9 protein-coding genes and 1 tRNA gene are annotated in these 14,773 nt (G+C 65.8%); 3 read left to right on the forward strand and 7 right to left on the reverse strand.

The genetic code is table 11. The annotated features are described in order from the left end of the window. Nucleotides 1–15: 15 nt before the first annotated feature. The 6 genes from uvrA to polA form a co-directional block, all read right to left on the reverse strand. Nucleotides 16–2,883 (reverse strand): excinuclease ABC subunit UvrA, encoded by a 2,868-nt coding sequence (gene uvrA / locus E3O46_RS03790; protein ID WP_134448698.1) that lies wholly within the window; start codon nucleotides 2,881–2,883, stop codon nucleotides 16–18. A gap of 101 nt (nucleotides 2,884–2,984) precedes the next feature. After that, entirely contained in the window at nucleotides 2,985–5,045 is a 2,061-nt protein-coding gene (gene uvrB, locus E3O46_RS03795; RefSeq protein WP_134448699.1) for an excinuclease ABC subunit UvrB, read from the reverse strand. 9 nt (nucleotides 5,046–5,054) lie between these two features. Then, nucleotides 5,055–5,693: a dephospho-CoA kinase gene (gene coaE / locus E3O46_RS03800; protein WP_134561134.1), complete on the reverse strand. Its 639-nt coding sequence runs from the start codon at nucleotides 5,691–5,693 to the stop codon at nucleotides 5,055–5,057. 91 nt (nucleotides 5,694–5,784) lie between these two features. Then, nucleotides 5,785–7,242: a 30S ribosomal protein S1 gene (gene rpsA / locus E3O46_RS03805; protein WP_134448701.1), complete on the reverse strand. Its 1,458-nt coding sequence runs from the start codon at nucleotides 7,240–7,242 to the stop codon at nucleotides 5,785–5,787. Nucleotides 7,243–7,411: 169 nt separating this feature from the next. Next, nucleotides 7,412–9,088, reverse strand: a complete 1,677-nt coding sequence (locus E3O46_RS03810; protein ID WP_134448702.1) for a DUF885 domain-containing protein — start codon at nucleotides 9,086–9,088, stop codon at nucleotides 7,412–7,414. A gap of 53 nt (nucleotides 9,089–9,141) precedes the next feature. Further along, the gene (gene polA, locus E3O46_RS03815) at nucleotides 9,142–11,814 is read right to left on the reverse strand and encodes a DNA polymerase I (RefSeq protein ID WP_134561135.1); all 2,673 of its coding nucleotides are present in this window, start codon (nucleotides 11,812–11,814) and stop codon (nucleotides 9,142–9,144) included. A gap of 53 nt (nucleotides 11,815–11,867) precedes the next feature. On the opposite strand from polA, the gene E3O46_RS03820 reads away from it, so the two are divergent. Continuing rightward, nucleotides 11,868–12,293, forward strand: a complete 426-nt coding sequence (locus E3O46_RS03820) for a hotdog fold thioesterase (protein WP_134448704.1) — start codon at nucleotides 11,868–11,870, stop codon at nucleotides 12,291–12,293. Nucleotides 12,294–12,375: 82 nt separating this feature from the next. Here the strand turns inward: E3O46_RS03820 and E3O46_RS03825 are convergent, their stop codons facing one another. Continuing rightward, nucleotides 12,376–12,981, reverse strand: a complete 606-nt coding sequence (locus E3O46_RS03825; protein WP_134366651.1) for an ANTAR domain-containing response regulator — start codon at nucleotides 12,979–12,981, stop codon at nucleotides 12,376–12,378. Nucleotides 12,982–13,019: 38 nt separating this feature from the next. Between E3O46_RS03825 and E3O46_RS03830 the strand changes: the two genes are divergently transcribed. Together E3O46_RS03830 and E3O46_RS03835 are read left to right on the forward strand one after the other, a co-directional pair. Continuing rightward, a tRNA-Leu gene (locus E3O46_RS03830) sits at nucleotides 13,020–13,105 on the forward strand. 185 nt (nucleotides 13,106–13,290) lie between these two features. Then, nucleotides 13,291–14,658, forward strand: coding sequence for a glucose-6-phosphate dehydrogenase (locus E3O46_RS03835; protein WP_134561214.1), 1,368 nt, complete (start codon nucleotides 13,291–13,293; stop codon nucleotides 14,656–14,658). Nucleotides 14,659–14,773: the final 115 nt, after the last annotated feature.

Here is a 14,773-nt window from a genome sequence, read left to right on the forward strand (position 1 = left end):
CGGCCGAACAGAATTTTAGCGCGCCGCCAGGATCTCTTTGAGGAAGGTGCCCGTGTGGCTCTTCTTGACGGTCGCGATGTGCTCCGGTGTTCCGGTCGCGAGCACGCGCCCGCCGCCGGACCCGCCCTCCGGCCCGAGGTCGATCACCCAGTCGGCCGATTTGATCACGTCGAGGTTGTGCTCGATCACGATCACGGTGTTGCCCTTGTCGACGAGACTGTTGAGCACCAGCAGGAGCTTGCGCACGTCTTCGAAGTGCAGCCCGGTCGTGGGTTCGTCGAGCACGTAGACGCTGCGGCCGTTCGAGCGACGCTGGAGTTCGGTGGCGAGCTTGACGCGCTGCGCCTCACCTCCGGAGAGCGTCGTGGCGCTCTGGCCGAGGCGCACATAGCCGAGTCCGACCTCGACGAGGGTCTTCAGGAAGCGGTGGATCGCCGAGATCGGCTCGAAGAATTCCGCAGCCTCGCTGATCGGCATGTCGAGGACCTCGGCGATGTTCTTGCCCTTGTAGTGAACGGTGAGGGTGTCGCGGTTGTACCGCGCTCCCCCGCAGACCTCGCACGCGACATAGACGTCGGGCAGGAAGTTCATCTCGATCTTGATCGTGCCGTCGCCGGAGCAGGCTTCGCAGCGGCCGCCCTTGACGTTGAAGCTGAACCGGCCGGGCAGGTAGCCCCGCGCCTTCGCCTCGATCGTCTCCGAGAAGAGGGTGCGGATCTTGTCGAACACGCCCGTGTACGTCGCCGGGTTGGACCGAGGGGTGCGGCCGATCGGGGCCTGGTCGACGTGGATGACCTTGTCCAGCTGCTCGAGCCCGGTGACCCTGGTGTGCTTGCCGGGGAGCTTGCGGGCGCCGTTCAGCCGGTTGGCGAGCACCCGGTAGAGGATGTCGTTGACGAGGGAGGACTTTCCGGAGCCGCTCACGCCGGTGACGGCGGTGAAGGTGCCGAGCGGGAACGTCACGGAGACCTTCTTGAGGTTGTTCGCCTCCGCCCCGATCACGTTGATCTGGCGGTCAGGGTCGATCGGCCTGCGCGTCTCAGGCGTCTCTATCGACTTGCGGCCGGCGAGGTAGTCTCCCGTGAGCGACTCCCGGTTCTCCAGGAGGCTCGCGTAGGAGCCGGAGTGCACGACGTGGCCGCCGTTCACGCCGGCGCCGGGACCGATGTCGACGATCCAGTCGGCCATCTTGATGGTGTCCTCGTCGTGTTCGACGACGATGAGGGTGTTGCCGAGGTCGCGGAGGGCGACGAGGGTCTCGATGAGTCGCCGGTTGTCCCGCTGGTGCAGGCCGATGCTCGGCTCGTCGAGCACGTAGAGCACCCCGGTCAACCCGGAGCCGATCTGCGTGGCCAGACGGATGCGCTGGGCCTCTCCGCCGGAGAGGCTCGCGGCTGCGCGGGCCAGGTTCAGGTAGTTGAGGCCGACCCGGATCAGGAAGTCCAGCCGCGCCTTGATCTCGCGGAGGACCTGGGCCGCGATCATGGCCTCACGGTCGGTCAGTTCGAGCAGGTCCATGAACGACCGGGCGTCCGCGAGGCTCAGGTTGCAGACATCCGCGATGCTGGAGCCGTGGATCAGCACGGCGAGGACCTCGGGCTTGAGCCGGGTGCCCGAGCAGACCGGGCAGTCGATCTCGCGGAGGTACTCGCCCCAGCGGGCCCGCTGGGTGTCGGACTCCGCCTGCAGGTACTGGCGTTCGATGTACGGCACGACGCCTTCGAAGCCGGAGGTGTAGCTCATCTCACGGCCGTAGCGGTTCTTCCACTTCACGCGGACCTCGAAGTTGTCGCCGCGGAGCACGGCATTCTGCACGTCGGGCGTGAGTTCGCCCCAGGGGGTGTCGAGTGAGAAGTCGAGGTCGTGCGCGAGGCCGTCGAGCAGCTTCTCGTAGTACTGGAAGAGTCCCTTGCCCTGGGTGGTCCAGGGCAGCACGACGCCCTCCGCGATGCTGAGCTCAGGGTCGCCGAGAAGGAGATCCTGGTCGACGGACATTCGCGTGCCGAGGCCGGAGCACTCGGGGCAGGCGCCGAAGGGCGCGTTGAAGGAGAAGGTGCGCGGTTCGATCTCGGTGAGCTGCACGGGGTGGTTGTTCGGGCAGGAGAGCTTCTCGGAGTAGCTCTGCCACGCCGCGTCACCCTCCCCGTCGACGTAGTTGATCTGGACGATGCCGTCGGTGAGTTTGAGCGCGGTCTCGAGGGAGTCGGTCAGGCGGCTGAGGAGTTCCGGCGCCGCGACGAGGCGGTCGACGACCACGGAGATGTCGTGCTTGAGCTGCTTCTTGAGCGTCGGCGGTTCGCTGAGCTGGATCTGGGTGCCGTCGACCATGGCGCGGGAGTAGCCGCCGGCGGCGAGCTCCTTGAACAGGTCGACGAACTCGCCCTTCTTCTGGGAGACGACCGGGCTCAGGATCTGGTACCGGGTGCCCTGCGGAAGTTCCATGAGCTGGTCGGCGATCTGCTGAACGGTCTGGGCCTGGATGACCTCGCCGCAGACGGCGCAGTGCGGCACTCCGATGCGCGCCCAGAGCAGGCGCATGTAGTCGTAGACCTCGGTGATCGTGCCGACAGTCGACCGCGGGTTGCGGTTGGTCGACTTCTGGTCGATCGAGACGGCGGGGCTGAGCCCCTCAATGAAGTCGACGTCCGGCCGGTCGACCTGGCCGAGGAACTGGCGTGCGTACGCGGAGAGCGACTCGACGTAGCGGCGTTGCCCCTCCGCGAAGATGGTGTCGAACGCGAGTGAGGACTTGCCCGAACCGGACAGTCCCGTGAAGACGACCAGGGAATCCCTGGGGATCTCCAAATCGACGTTGTGCAGGTTGTGCACACGCGCACCGCGGACACTGAGCTTGGACCCGGACGTTACCTTGGAAATTGACACCGTTCGAGTCTATTGAGTGCCACCGACACTCCTGCGCCCCGGACGCACGCCCTGAGCGAACAAACGTTCGAATTCCGACCGCGACGTTGGGCGGTTGTTGATCAGATGTGCCCGGCCTTCTCCATCTGGCGGAGTTCGCGTTTGAGTTCGGAGACCTCGTCCCGGAGCCGGGCAGCGAGTTCGAACTTGAGCTCGCCCGCGGCCTCGAGCATCTGGCCACTGAGGTCGGCGATGATCGACTCGAGGTCGTTGGCTCCGTTCGCGGCGATGCCGGTGCGGAGCGGGGTCGCCGCGACCTTGCGCCGGGCGTCGCGACCGGCGAGGAGCTCGGCGGTGTCGGCCTCTTCCCGCGCGAGGATGTCGGTGATGTCGGCGATCCGTTTGCGGAGCGGAGTGGGGTCGATGCCGTGCAGGGTGTTGTAGGCGACCTGCTTTTCGCGGCGGCGGTCGGTCTCGTCGATCGCGCGTTCCATCGAGGCGGTCAGCCGGTCGGCGTACATGTGCACCTCGCCGGAGACGTTCCGGGCGGCCCGGCCGATCGTCTGGATGAGGGAGGTTGCGGAGCGCAGGAACCCTTCCTTGTCGGCGTCGAGGATTGCGACGAGCGACACCTCGGGCAGGTCGAGGCCCTCCCGGAGGAGATTGATGCCGACGAGGACGTCGTACACGCCCGCGCGGAGCTCGGTGAGGAGCTCGACCCGGCGCAGGGTGTCGACGTCGGAGTGCAGGTAGCGCACCCGGACGCCGGCCTCGGTGAGGAAGTCCGTGAGTTCCTCGGCCATCTTCTTGGTGAGGGTCGTGACGAGTACCCGCTCGTTGAGTGCGACGCGCTTGTGGATCTCCTCGAGGAGGTCGTCGATCTGTCCCTTGGACGGCTTGACGATGATCTGCGGGTCGATGAGCCCGGTCGGGCGGATGATCTGTTCGACGATGCCGTCTGCGATGCCCATCTCGTATTTCCCGGGCGTGGCGGACAGGTACACGGTCTGGCCGACCCTGTCCTTGAATTCGTTGAACTTGAGCGGCCGGTTGTCGAGGGCGCTCGGGAGCCGGAAGCCATGCTCGACGAGCGTGCGTTTGCGGGACGAGTCCCCCTCGTACATCGCCCCGATCTGCGGGACGGTGACATGGGATTCGTCGATGACCATCAGGAAGTCGTCGGGGAAGTAGTCGAGGAGACAGTGCGGCGCCTCCCCCGGTGACCGCTGGTCGATGTGCCGGGAGTAGTTCTCGATGCCGGAGCAGAAGCCGATCTGTTCCATCATCTCGAGGTCGAAGGTCGTGCGCATCCGAAGTCGCTGCGCCTCGAGCAGTTTGCCTTCCCGTTCGAGCTGGCCGAGCCGTTCGGCGAGTTCTTCCTGGATGGTGACGATGGCCCGCTGCATGGTCTCGGTGCTCGCGACGTAGTGCGAGCCGGGGAAAACGGACACGGATTCGAGCTTGCGGACGATGTCACCGGTGAGCGGGTGCAGGCTGTAGAGCGCCTCGATCTCATCGCCGAACATCTCGATCCGGATCGCGAGTTCCTCGTACATCGGGATGATCTCGATGGTGTCGCCGCGCACCCGGAAGTGGCCCCTGGAAAAGTCGACGTCGTTGCGCTGGTACTGCATCGCAACGAACTTGCGGATCAGCCAGTCACGGTCGACCTTCTGGCCCACCTGGAGGGCGATCATGGCCTCCATGTATCCCTCGGGTGTGCCGAGGCCGTAGATGCAGGACACGGTGGAGACGACGACGACGTCGCGGCGGCTCAGGAGCGAGTTCGTGGTGGAGTGCCTGAGCCGCTCGACCTCGGCGTTGATCGAGGAGTCCTTCTCGATGAAGGTGTCCGTCTGCGGGACGTACGCCTCCGGCTGGTAGTAGTCGTAGTACGACACGAAGTACTCGATGGCGTTGTTCGGCATCAGCTCGCGGAACTCGTTCACGAGCTGGGCTGCGAGGGTCTTGTTGTGCGCGAGCACGAGCGTCGGGCGCTGCACCTGTTCGATCAGCCAGGCGGTCGTCGCGGACTTGCCGGTTCCGGTGGCTCCGAGGAGCACGATGTCGGTTTCACCGGCGTTGATGCGTTCGGCGAGTTCTTTGATCGCGGTCGGCTGGTCGCCGCTCGGCGTGTATTCGCTCACGACCTCAAAGGGATGTACGGATCGCGTGGGTTCCATCCCTCCAGTCTAGATTCGACCACCGACACTCTCGGTGCCGGCAGAGTTTCCGGCGCTCCGCACGCGTTCCCAGAGCGCGTCGACCTGTCGCAGGGTGTGTTCCAGGGTGCCATCGGTGTCGATCACGACGTCGGCGATCGCAAGCCGTTCGGCATCATCGGCCTGGGCGCGGATGCGCAGGGCCGCGTCCTCCTGGCTCATCCGGCGCAGGTCGACCATCCGTTGCATCCGGGTCTCCGGAGTCGCCTGGGTGACGACGACGAGGTCGAACGGATGCTCGACGGCCGCCTCGACCAGAAGGGGTACGTCGTAGACGACCACCGCCGAGGGATTCGCGAGCCCGGCTGCACGAATGCGTGCGTTCGTGAGCGACCGCACTGCGGGGTGCACGATCGCGTTGAGCCTCGCCAGGGCCGCCGGGTCGCCGAAGACGATCGCGCCGAGTCTGGGCCGGTCCAGCGCACCGTCCGGTCCGACGAGAGCGGTGCCGAACTCCGCCGCGATCGCCGCCAGGACGGGGCTGCCCGGTTCGACGACCTCGCGGGCGAGGCGATCCGCATCGATGACGACGGCCCCGTGTTCCGTGAGGGCGCTCGCAACGGTGCTCTTGCCGGATGCGATCCCGCCGGTCAGTCCAATGAGGTACACCCCGGCAATGCTACCGATGTGGCCAGGGCGCAGAAAACCGGCCGGGCCCCGAAGGGTCCGGCCGGTTCTGGTGTTGCGGTGGAGCTGCGTGCTAGTTGTTGCTGCTGAGCTTCTCGCGCAGTGCGGCGAGTGCCTCGTCGTCAGCAAGCGTTCCGGCTCCGGCCGTCTCGCTCGAGAACGAGTTGCCAGCTGCGGAGGGAACGTCGCCGACGGCGATGATCTCGTCGTTCGCGGACGCGACCTGCTTCTTGTGGGCTTCCCAGCGAGCCTGGGCTGCAGCGTAGTCCTGCTCCCACTTCTCGCGCTGGTTTTCGAAGCCTTCGCGCCACTCGTTGGTCTCCGGGTCGAAGCCCTCGGGGTACTTGTAGTTGCCCTGGTCGTCGTACTCGGTGAGCATTCCGTAGAGCGCCGGGTCGAACTCGGTGCCCTCGGGGTCGACACCCTCGTTGGCCTGCTTGAGGCTCAGCGAGATGCGGCGACGCTCGAGGTCGATGTCGATGACCTTGACGAAGACCTCGTCGCCGACCGAAACGACCTGCTCGGCGAGCTCGACGTGCTTGCCGGAGAGTTCGCTGATGTGGACCAGGCCCTCGATGCCCTCTGCAACGCGAACGAACGCGCCGAAGGGGACGAGCTTGGTGACCTTGCCCGGTGCAACCTGGCCGATGGCGTGGGTGCGGGCGAAGACCTGCCACGGGTCTTCCTGGGTGGCCTTGAGCGACAGCGACACGCGCTCGCGCTCGAGGTCGACCTCGAGGATCTCGACGGTGACTTCCTGGCCAACCTCGACGACCTCGCTGGCGTGCTCGATGTGCTTCCAGCTGAGTTCGGAGACGTGAACCAGGCCGTCAACGCCACCGAGGTCGACGAACGCACCGAAGTTGACGATCGAGGAGACGACGCCCTTGCGGACCTGTCCCTTCTGGAGGTTGTTGAGGAACGTGGTGCGGCTCTCGGACTGCGTCTGCTCGAGCAGGGCACGACGGGACAGCACAACGTTGTTGCGGTTCTTGTCGAGCTCGAGGATCTTCGCTTCGATCTCCTGGCCCAGGTACGGGGTCAGGTCGCGAACGCGGCGAAGCTCGATGAGCGAGGCCGGCAGGAAGCCACGGAGGCCGATGTCGACGATGAGCCCGCCCTTGACGACCTCGATGACCGAACCGGTGACAACGCCATCGGATTCCTTGATCTTCTCGACGTCGCCCCACGCACGTTCGTACTGGGCGCGCTTCTTCGAGAGGATGAGGCGGCCTTCTTTGTCTTCCTTCTGGAGAACAAGGGCCTCGACCAGGTCGCCGACCTTGACAACCTCGGAAGGGTCAACGTCGTGCTTGATGGAAAGTTCGCGGGAGGGAATGACGCCCTCGGTCTTGTAACCCACGTCGAGGAGGACCTCGTCGCGGTCGATCTTCACAACGGTGCCCTCGATGAGGTCTCCGTCGTTGAAGAATTTCAGAGTCTTTTCGACCGCGGCAAGAAAGTCTTCAGCAGATCCAATGTCGTTGATGGCGACCTGCTTAGGTGCCCTATCGGTCGTTGCGATTGTCATGTAGTAGTTGCTCCAGGATGGACATAAGTCGGGCCATACGCGAACGGGTGGGGATTGTGGACTCCGCGCATGGCAGCGGATAGTTCGTCACAAACGTGACAGTCAAGCTTAGCTGTTTGCAGGGGCCACCGGCAACATCCGCTTGTCACGTCGTGTACGCGGAGAGACGTCAGGACAGCAGCGCCGCGCGGAGGGTGTCGAGGCCGACGCCGCCGAGGTCGAGGGCTCGCCTGTGGAAGTCCTTGATCGAGAACGCCGCACCCTCCCTGGCCGTGCTGGCGTCGCGGAGTTCCTCCCAGATGCGCTGGCCGATCTTGTACGAGGGCGCCTGTCCCGGCCAGCCGAGGTACCGGTTGACTTCGAACTGCACCGTGCTCTCGTCGACGTTGGCATTGCGGCGGAAGAAGTCGAAGGCATGCTCGGCCGTCCAGACGCCGCTTCCATCCGGCAGGGTCTTGCCGAGGTGCACGCCGATGTCGATCACGACGCGGGCGGCGCGCATCCGCTGGCCGTCGAGCATGCCGAGACGGTCGGCCGGGTCGTCGAGGTAGCCGAGCTCGCTCATCAGGCGTTCGGCGTAGAGCGCCCAGCCCTCTGCGTGCCCTGACGTGCCCGCGAGCTGGCGACGCCAGGTGTTCAGGATGCCGCGGTTATGCACCGCCTGTCCGATCTGCAGGTGGTGGCCAGGAACACCCTCGTGATAGACGGTCGACAGTTCGCGCCAGGTGGAGAACTCGGTGACGCCTGCCGGAACCGACCACCACATCCGGCCCGGCCTGGAGAAGTCGTCGCTCGGCCCGGTGTAGTACACGCCGCCGTCCTGCGTCGGGGCGATCAGGCACTCGAGCGCGCGGATCTCCTGGGGGATGTCGAAGTGACTCACCGACAGTTCGGCGACGGCGCGGTCGCTCGTCTCCTGCATCCAGCGTTGCAAGGCCGCCGTGCCGTGCAGGGTGCGGCTCTGGTCGGCGTCGAGGTGGGCGATGGCCTCCTGCACGCTCGCTCCCGGGAGAATCTGCCTGGCGATGCCCTCCTGCTCCGCGACCATCCTGGCGAGTTCCTCGATCCCCCACTCGTAGGTTTCGTCGAGATCGACAGCGGCCCCGAGGAACCGGCGGGACTGGAGCGCATAGATCTCCCGGCCGACCGCATCCGCCTCTGGCGCGGACCGTTCGAGCTCGTCGCCGAGGAATGCGGCCAGCGCGGAGTATGCGGCGGCGGCGGCGCGGGCGCCGGACCCGAGGTCGGTCGCGAGACTCGCGGGCAGGCTGCCCGTCACGGGACTCGCCTCCGCGGCGAGCGTGGCGAAGAAGCCCGTCTTCGCCGCGTGCCGGCGTGCCTGAACTGCGACCTCGCGCACCTGGCGCTTCGCGGGCATGATGCCTTCGCGGATGCCGAGGCGCAGGGTCTCGATGTAACCCGCGACGGCCTCGGGCACGGCGCCGAGCCGCGTGGAGATGGTGCGCCAGTCCTCGACGGTTTCCGTCGGCATCAGGTCGAAGGCCGCGCGGATGTCCTGCGCGGGCGAGGCGAGATTGTTCAGGTCCCGAAGCGGCAGGCCCGCATCGGCGCTCTCGACGCCGAGGGCGAGTTCGCTGCGCAGATCCGTGCGGGTGACCTCGTCGACCGCGTCGACGACGACAGCGGCATCGAGGCGCCTGATCGTTGCGAGAGACGCGAGGCGATGCCGTTCCAGGCCCGCCGGGGAGTAGTCGCCATACCGGTCGGCGCCCACGCTGCGGCCGATGTAGGTGCCGATCGTGGGATCGAGGTCGACGAGGGTGTCGACCCAGTCTTCCGCGATCGCATCAATCGCTGTGGGCGTACGCACGGTGTCTTGGCTCATGGACCGAGCCTAGATCACCGTACCGGCAGCGACACAGGGAGCGAGCCGGGACCTCAGTGCGCCGCGGCGTCCCAGTTCGCACCCCTGCCGACCTGCACGTCCAGGGGCACGAGCAGCGCAGCGGCGGTCTCCATCCGGTGCGTGACGACGGTGCGGAGAGCGTCCCACTCGCCGGGCGCGACCTCGAAGATCAATTCGTCGTGCACCTGGAGCATCATCCGGGACTCGAGGCCTTCCTCGAGCATGTCCTCCGCGATGTTGTTCATTGCGATCTTCATGATGTCGGCGGCCGAGCCCTGGATCGGGGCGTTGAGCGCAGCCCGCTCCGCGTTCTCCCTGAGCACGCGGTTGGAACTGTGCAGTTCGGGGAACGGGCGGCGGCGCCCGAAGATCGTCGCCGTGTACCCGTCGACCTTGGCCTGTTCGACGACGTGCCGCAGGTAGTCGCGCACGGCGCCGAACCGGGCGAAGTAGTCCGTGATGAGCTGGCGTGCTTCCTTCTGGTCGATCCGGAGCTGCTTGGAGAGGCCGAAGGCACTCAGCCCGTACGCGAGTCCGTAGGACATGGCCTTGACCTTGCTGCGCATCTCGTTCGTGACCTCCTCCGGCGTGACCCCGAAGACGGATGCGCCGACGAAGCGGTGCAGGTCTTCCCCGGCGTTGAAGGCCTCGATCAGCCCGGCGTCTTCGGAGAGGTGCGCCATGATGCGCATCTCGATCTGGGAGTAGTCGGCCGTCAGCAGGCACTCGGCGTCCGGGCCGGAGTGGAAGGCTGCCCGGATCCGCCGGCCTTCCTCTGTGCGCACGGGGATGTTCTGAAGGTTCGGATCGGCCGAGGAGATCCGGCCTGTGGCAGTGCCGATCTGCACGTAATTGGTGTGGATGCGCCCGGTCGCGTCGATCGCCTTGTCAAGGGTCTCGACGATTTGGCGGAGCTTGGTCGCGTCCCTGTGCTGCAGGAGGAGACCGAGGAAGGGATGCGGGTTGCTCGCCTGGAGATCGGCGAGGGCGCCGGCATCCGTCGTGTATCCGGTCTTGTTCGCGCGGGTCTTCGGCATGCCCAGTTGCTCGAACAGGACCTCCTGGAGTTGCTTGGGCGAGCCGAGGTTGACCTCGCGGCCGATCTCGGCGAACGCGCCCGCCGCGTACTCCGCCGCCCGCTCGCCGAGCTGGGCCGACAGGACGGACAGCTCCTCGTGTGACACGGCGACGCCGGTGAGTTCCATGTCGACGAGGGTCAGCAGGGTCGGCATTTCGATGTCGGTGAGCACAGACTGGGAACCCGGATCGAGCAAGGCCCCGAGCGCGGCCGAGAGCCGGTAGGCGTACCAGGCCTCGGTGGGCACGCCGCCAGACTCCGACTCGTCCGGCACCAGCTGGTTGGGGTCTGCGACAGGGAGCGTCTCGTCGAGGTAGCGGGTGACGAGGTCGGCGAGGGTCTTGTCCGGCCCGCCCGGGCGCAGCAGCCAGGCAGCTACGAGGGTGTCGGTGACGAGCCCACCGAAGCCGAGGCCACTGCGGCGCAGGGCCTTGAGCTGGTGCTTGGCGTCGTGCATGATCTTGGGCGCGTCGCTCGCGAGCCAGTCCTCGAAGGGCAGGTAGTCCGTGCGTCCCGGCTGCCACGGAAGGTTCACGGACTCCTCGAGCCCGGACACACCGAAACCGATCGCCTTGCCGTCCTGCACCTCGACCTGGAGGCCGAGTCCGCCCGGGTTGGCCGCTACGACCCGGGTGAGCCAGGCATCCAGCTCCTCGTCGAGAAGGTCCTTGGCGACCGGCGCGGAGGGCGCATCGTCACGCTCGACCGGCACGACGGCCGCGCCAGACTCGTCCGCGCCGCCCTCGAGCTTGATCACGCGTTCGAGCAGGTTCTTGAACTCGAGGCGACCGAAGACCTCGCGCACGGCGGCTTCGTTGATCGGGGCGCGGACGAGGTCTGGCAGTTCGACGGGGAGGTCGAGGTCGGTCACGAGCCGGTTGAGGCGGCGATTGCGGATCGCGTTCTCCTTCTGCTCGCGCAGGTTGTTTCCGACGACACCCTTGATCTCGTCCGCGTGTTCGAGGATGCCGGCAAGGCTGCCGTAGAGGCCGAGCCACTTGACGGCGGTCTTCTCGCCGACCTTGCTGATGCCGATCAGGTTGTCGCTCGTCTCGCCGACGAGGGCCGCGACATCGGGATACTGGGCCGGATCGATGCCGTATTTCTCGCGCACACGTGCCGGGTCGTACCGGGTGAGCGCCGAGACGCCCTGGCTCGCCGGGTAGAGCAGGGTCACGTTGTCGTTGACGAGCTGGATCGAATCCCTGTCGCCGGAGACGACGAAGACGTGGTACCCTTCCGCGGTTCCGCGGACGGACAGGGTCGCGAGGATGTCGTCCGCCTCGAAGTCTTCCTTCGTGATGGTCGTGATGTTCATGGCCGCGAGGGCCTCCTGCAGGAGCGGCACCTGACCTTTGAATTCCGGAGGGGTACTCGCCCGGGTTCCCTTGTATTCGGGGTATTCGCGGGTGCGGAAAGAGGCGCGCGAGATATCGAAAGCGACGGCGATGTGCGAGGGGTTCTCGGTGCGCAGCAGGCTCAGCAGCATCGAGATGAACCCGTGAATGCCGTTGGTGTGCTGGCCGTCCCGGGTCTGGAAACTGTCGACCGGGAGCGCATGGAACGCCCGGTAGGCCAGTGAATGGCCGTCGATGATCATCAGGGTAGGCTTTTCGGAATCCGACACACAGACAGCCTACAAGCGTCGTCCGACGGCGCAGGGCCCTATCCAAGGTGACCATGACCCAGAAGACCGAAGACGCCCTCAGCTGGGTGCAGCAGCGCGGCGGCGGGGCCCTCGCCGACAAGATGGGCATCGAATTCCTCGAGTTCAGCCTCGAGCGGGCGGTGGCACGGATGCCGGTGTTCGGCAATACCCAGCCGGCCATGCTCCTGCACGGGGGCGCCTTCGTGGTGCTCGGCGAGAGCCTCGGATCGATGTCCGCGAACCTGCACGCGGGACCGGGCAAGCTCGCCGTCGGCATCGAGATCAACGCGACGCACACCCGCTCGGCGACGAGCGGCTGGGTCACCGGCGTCTGCACGCCGATCCACCTCGGGCGCACCCTGACGACCCACTCGATCGAGATCGACGACGATCAAGGCAGGCGCTGCTCGACGATCCGGATCACGAACCTGATCACCGACCGCCCCGGCATCGCCTGATCTGTCACGCCCGCCGTGCACACACGACAAAGGCGGGCCCGGTCGCCATTGACCGGACCCGCCTTTCGTCTGTGCAGTGGTGCTACTTCTTTGCGGAGAGCTGCTCGATGATCGCCTGGGCGACATCGTGCATGGTGAGGCGGCGGTCCATCGACGCCTTCTGGATCCAGCGGAACGACTCCGGTTCGGTGAGGCCCATCTTCTCGTTGAGCAGGCCCTTGGCCCGGTCGACGAGCTTGCGGGTCTCGAAGCGCTCGACGAGGTCGGCGACCTCGGCTTCGAGGGTGATGATCTGGCTGTAACGGGACAACGCGATCTCGATCGCGGGCAGCAGGTCGTTCGGGGTGAACGGCTTGACGACGTATGCGAGTGCGCCGGCTTCCGTCGCCCGCTCGACCAGTTCCTTCTGGCTGAACGCGGTGAGGAGCACAACCGGGGCGATGTGCGCCTTGGTGATCCGCTCCGCGGCCGAGATGCCGTCGAGGTGCGGCATCTTGACGTCCATGATCACCAGGTCGGGTCGCAGCTCGGTCGCCAGGGCCACAGCGGTTTCGCCGTCGCCGGCCTCGCCGACGACCTCGAATCCGGCGTCACGAAGGATTTCGACGATGTCGAGACGAATGAGGGACTCATCCTCGGCCACGACAACACGGCGAGGAGGTACTGGGGTTGAATCTTGGTCGGTCACGGGTCAAAGCCTACGGTATTCTGAACCAGGTGTTGTGAGCCGGTGTGGCGGAATGGCAGACGCGGAGCACTCAAAATGCTTTGTTCGAGAGGACGTGTGGGTTCGAGTCCCACCACCGGTACCAACACAGGTCAGTCATGACGCGGAACTCGGGCGAATCAGGCGCCGGTGGCCCACACGTGAAGCTCCGATTGCGTGATCGAGGCGGTCTGCGACGGCGTCCAGGTCGTCGTCGTCAAAGAGGTCTTCTGCATCAGCCAGGTGGCGACTAGTCCCGTTTCGCCAGTCTTGCCGAGGTATCGTGTGCGCATGGCTGACCGCATCGGAACTCTCGTCATATTCGGAGCGGGCGGGGATCTCTCAAAGAGGTTGCTTCTTCCGGGCCTGGGCCAGTTGCTCAGTAGCTCCCGGGGCTACGATCTTCGCCTGATCGGTGTGGGATCCGATCCCATGACGAGTGCGCAGTGGCGTTCCCGTGTCGTCGAGTCCTTCGCCGCAGGGGGATCCGAGAGCGCCCGGTCTGCCAGGGTGGCGAACAACTCGATATACCTCCAGGCCGACGTGACGAAACCAGCTGACCTCGCTCGCGTGCTTGCTGCCGCAACGGGCACACCGGCGCTCTACTTCGCTCTGCCGCCGAACGTGACGATTCTCTCGATCGCTGCACTGGGGAAGGTCAGGCTGCCTAAGAACACCGTTCTCGGGATGGAGAAACCGTTCGGCACCGACTTGCGCAGCGCCCAGGCGCTCAATAGGCGGCTCGTGAGGCTTCTGCCAGAGAACCACATCCACCGGGTGGACCACTTTCTGGGAAAGTCCACGGTGCTCAACCTGCTCGGCCTCCGTTTCACCAACCGCTTGTTCGAGCAGGTCTGGAGCGCAGAGCACATCGAGCGAGTGGATATCGTCTTCGACGAGACCCTTGGCCTCGAGGGTCGCGCCGGGTATTACGACAAGGCGGGCGCCCTCGTTGACATGATCCAGAGCCACCTGCTTCTCGTGATGGCGCTCACTGCGATGGAGCCCCCGTCGAGTCTGGACGCCGACGATCTGCGCGGATCAATGGCCCAGGTACTCCGCGCCACCCGCGCCTGGAAGGGCGACCCGGTAGCCAGCAGCCGCCGTGCCCGATACACCGCCGGCACAATTGACGGGCGAAGACTTCCCGCTTACGTGAAAGAGACGGGCGTGACTCCCGAACTCGACACCGAAACACTCGCGGAGGTGACCGTCGGGATCGAGAACTGGCGTTGGGCCGGCGTTCCATTCCGACTTCGGTCGGGAAAAGCCATGGCCGACCGCCGCCAACAGATCGTCGTAACTTTCAAGGATGTACCGCACCGGCCCTACGGCTTCACCGGCAACCCCGGTCCCGCGCGGCTCACTATCTCGCTCACCCCGGACAGTATCGATCTCGACCTCAACATCAACGGCGAAGATGATCCTTTCGCTCTCGACCGGGTCAATCTTCAGGTGCAATTCGCCCAGGGAGAACTAGGCCCGTACGGCGAAGTACTGCACGGAATCCTCTCCGACGAACCCACCCTTTCGGTGCGTGCAGACGCGGTGGAAGAGTGCTGGCGCATTGTCACTCCGATCCTCTCCGCCTGGCGCAAAAGCTCCGTACCTCTCGACAACTATCGAGCCGGCTCCGCGGGGCCAACCACCTGGCGCTAGAAAAACTCCTCCCGTGGTCGGCCTCGTCCGGGGTTCCCAATCCGAACCGCACGGGGGATGATCGAGCCAACACCTCGAGCGCGAACACTCACCGTTTGACATTGTCGCGGAGGAA

This window comes from Cryobacterium glucosi (assembly GCF_004402235.1).
Classification (GTDB): domain Bacteria; phylum Actinomycetota; class Actinomycetes; order Actinomycetales; family Microbacteriaceae; genus Cryobacterium; species Cryobacterium glucosi.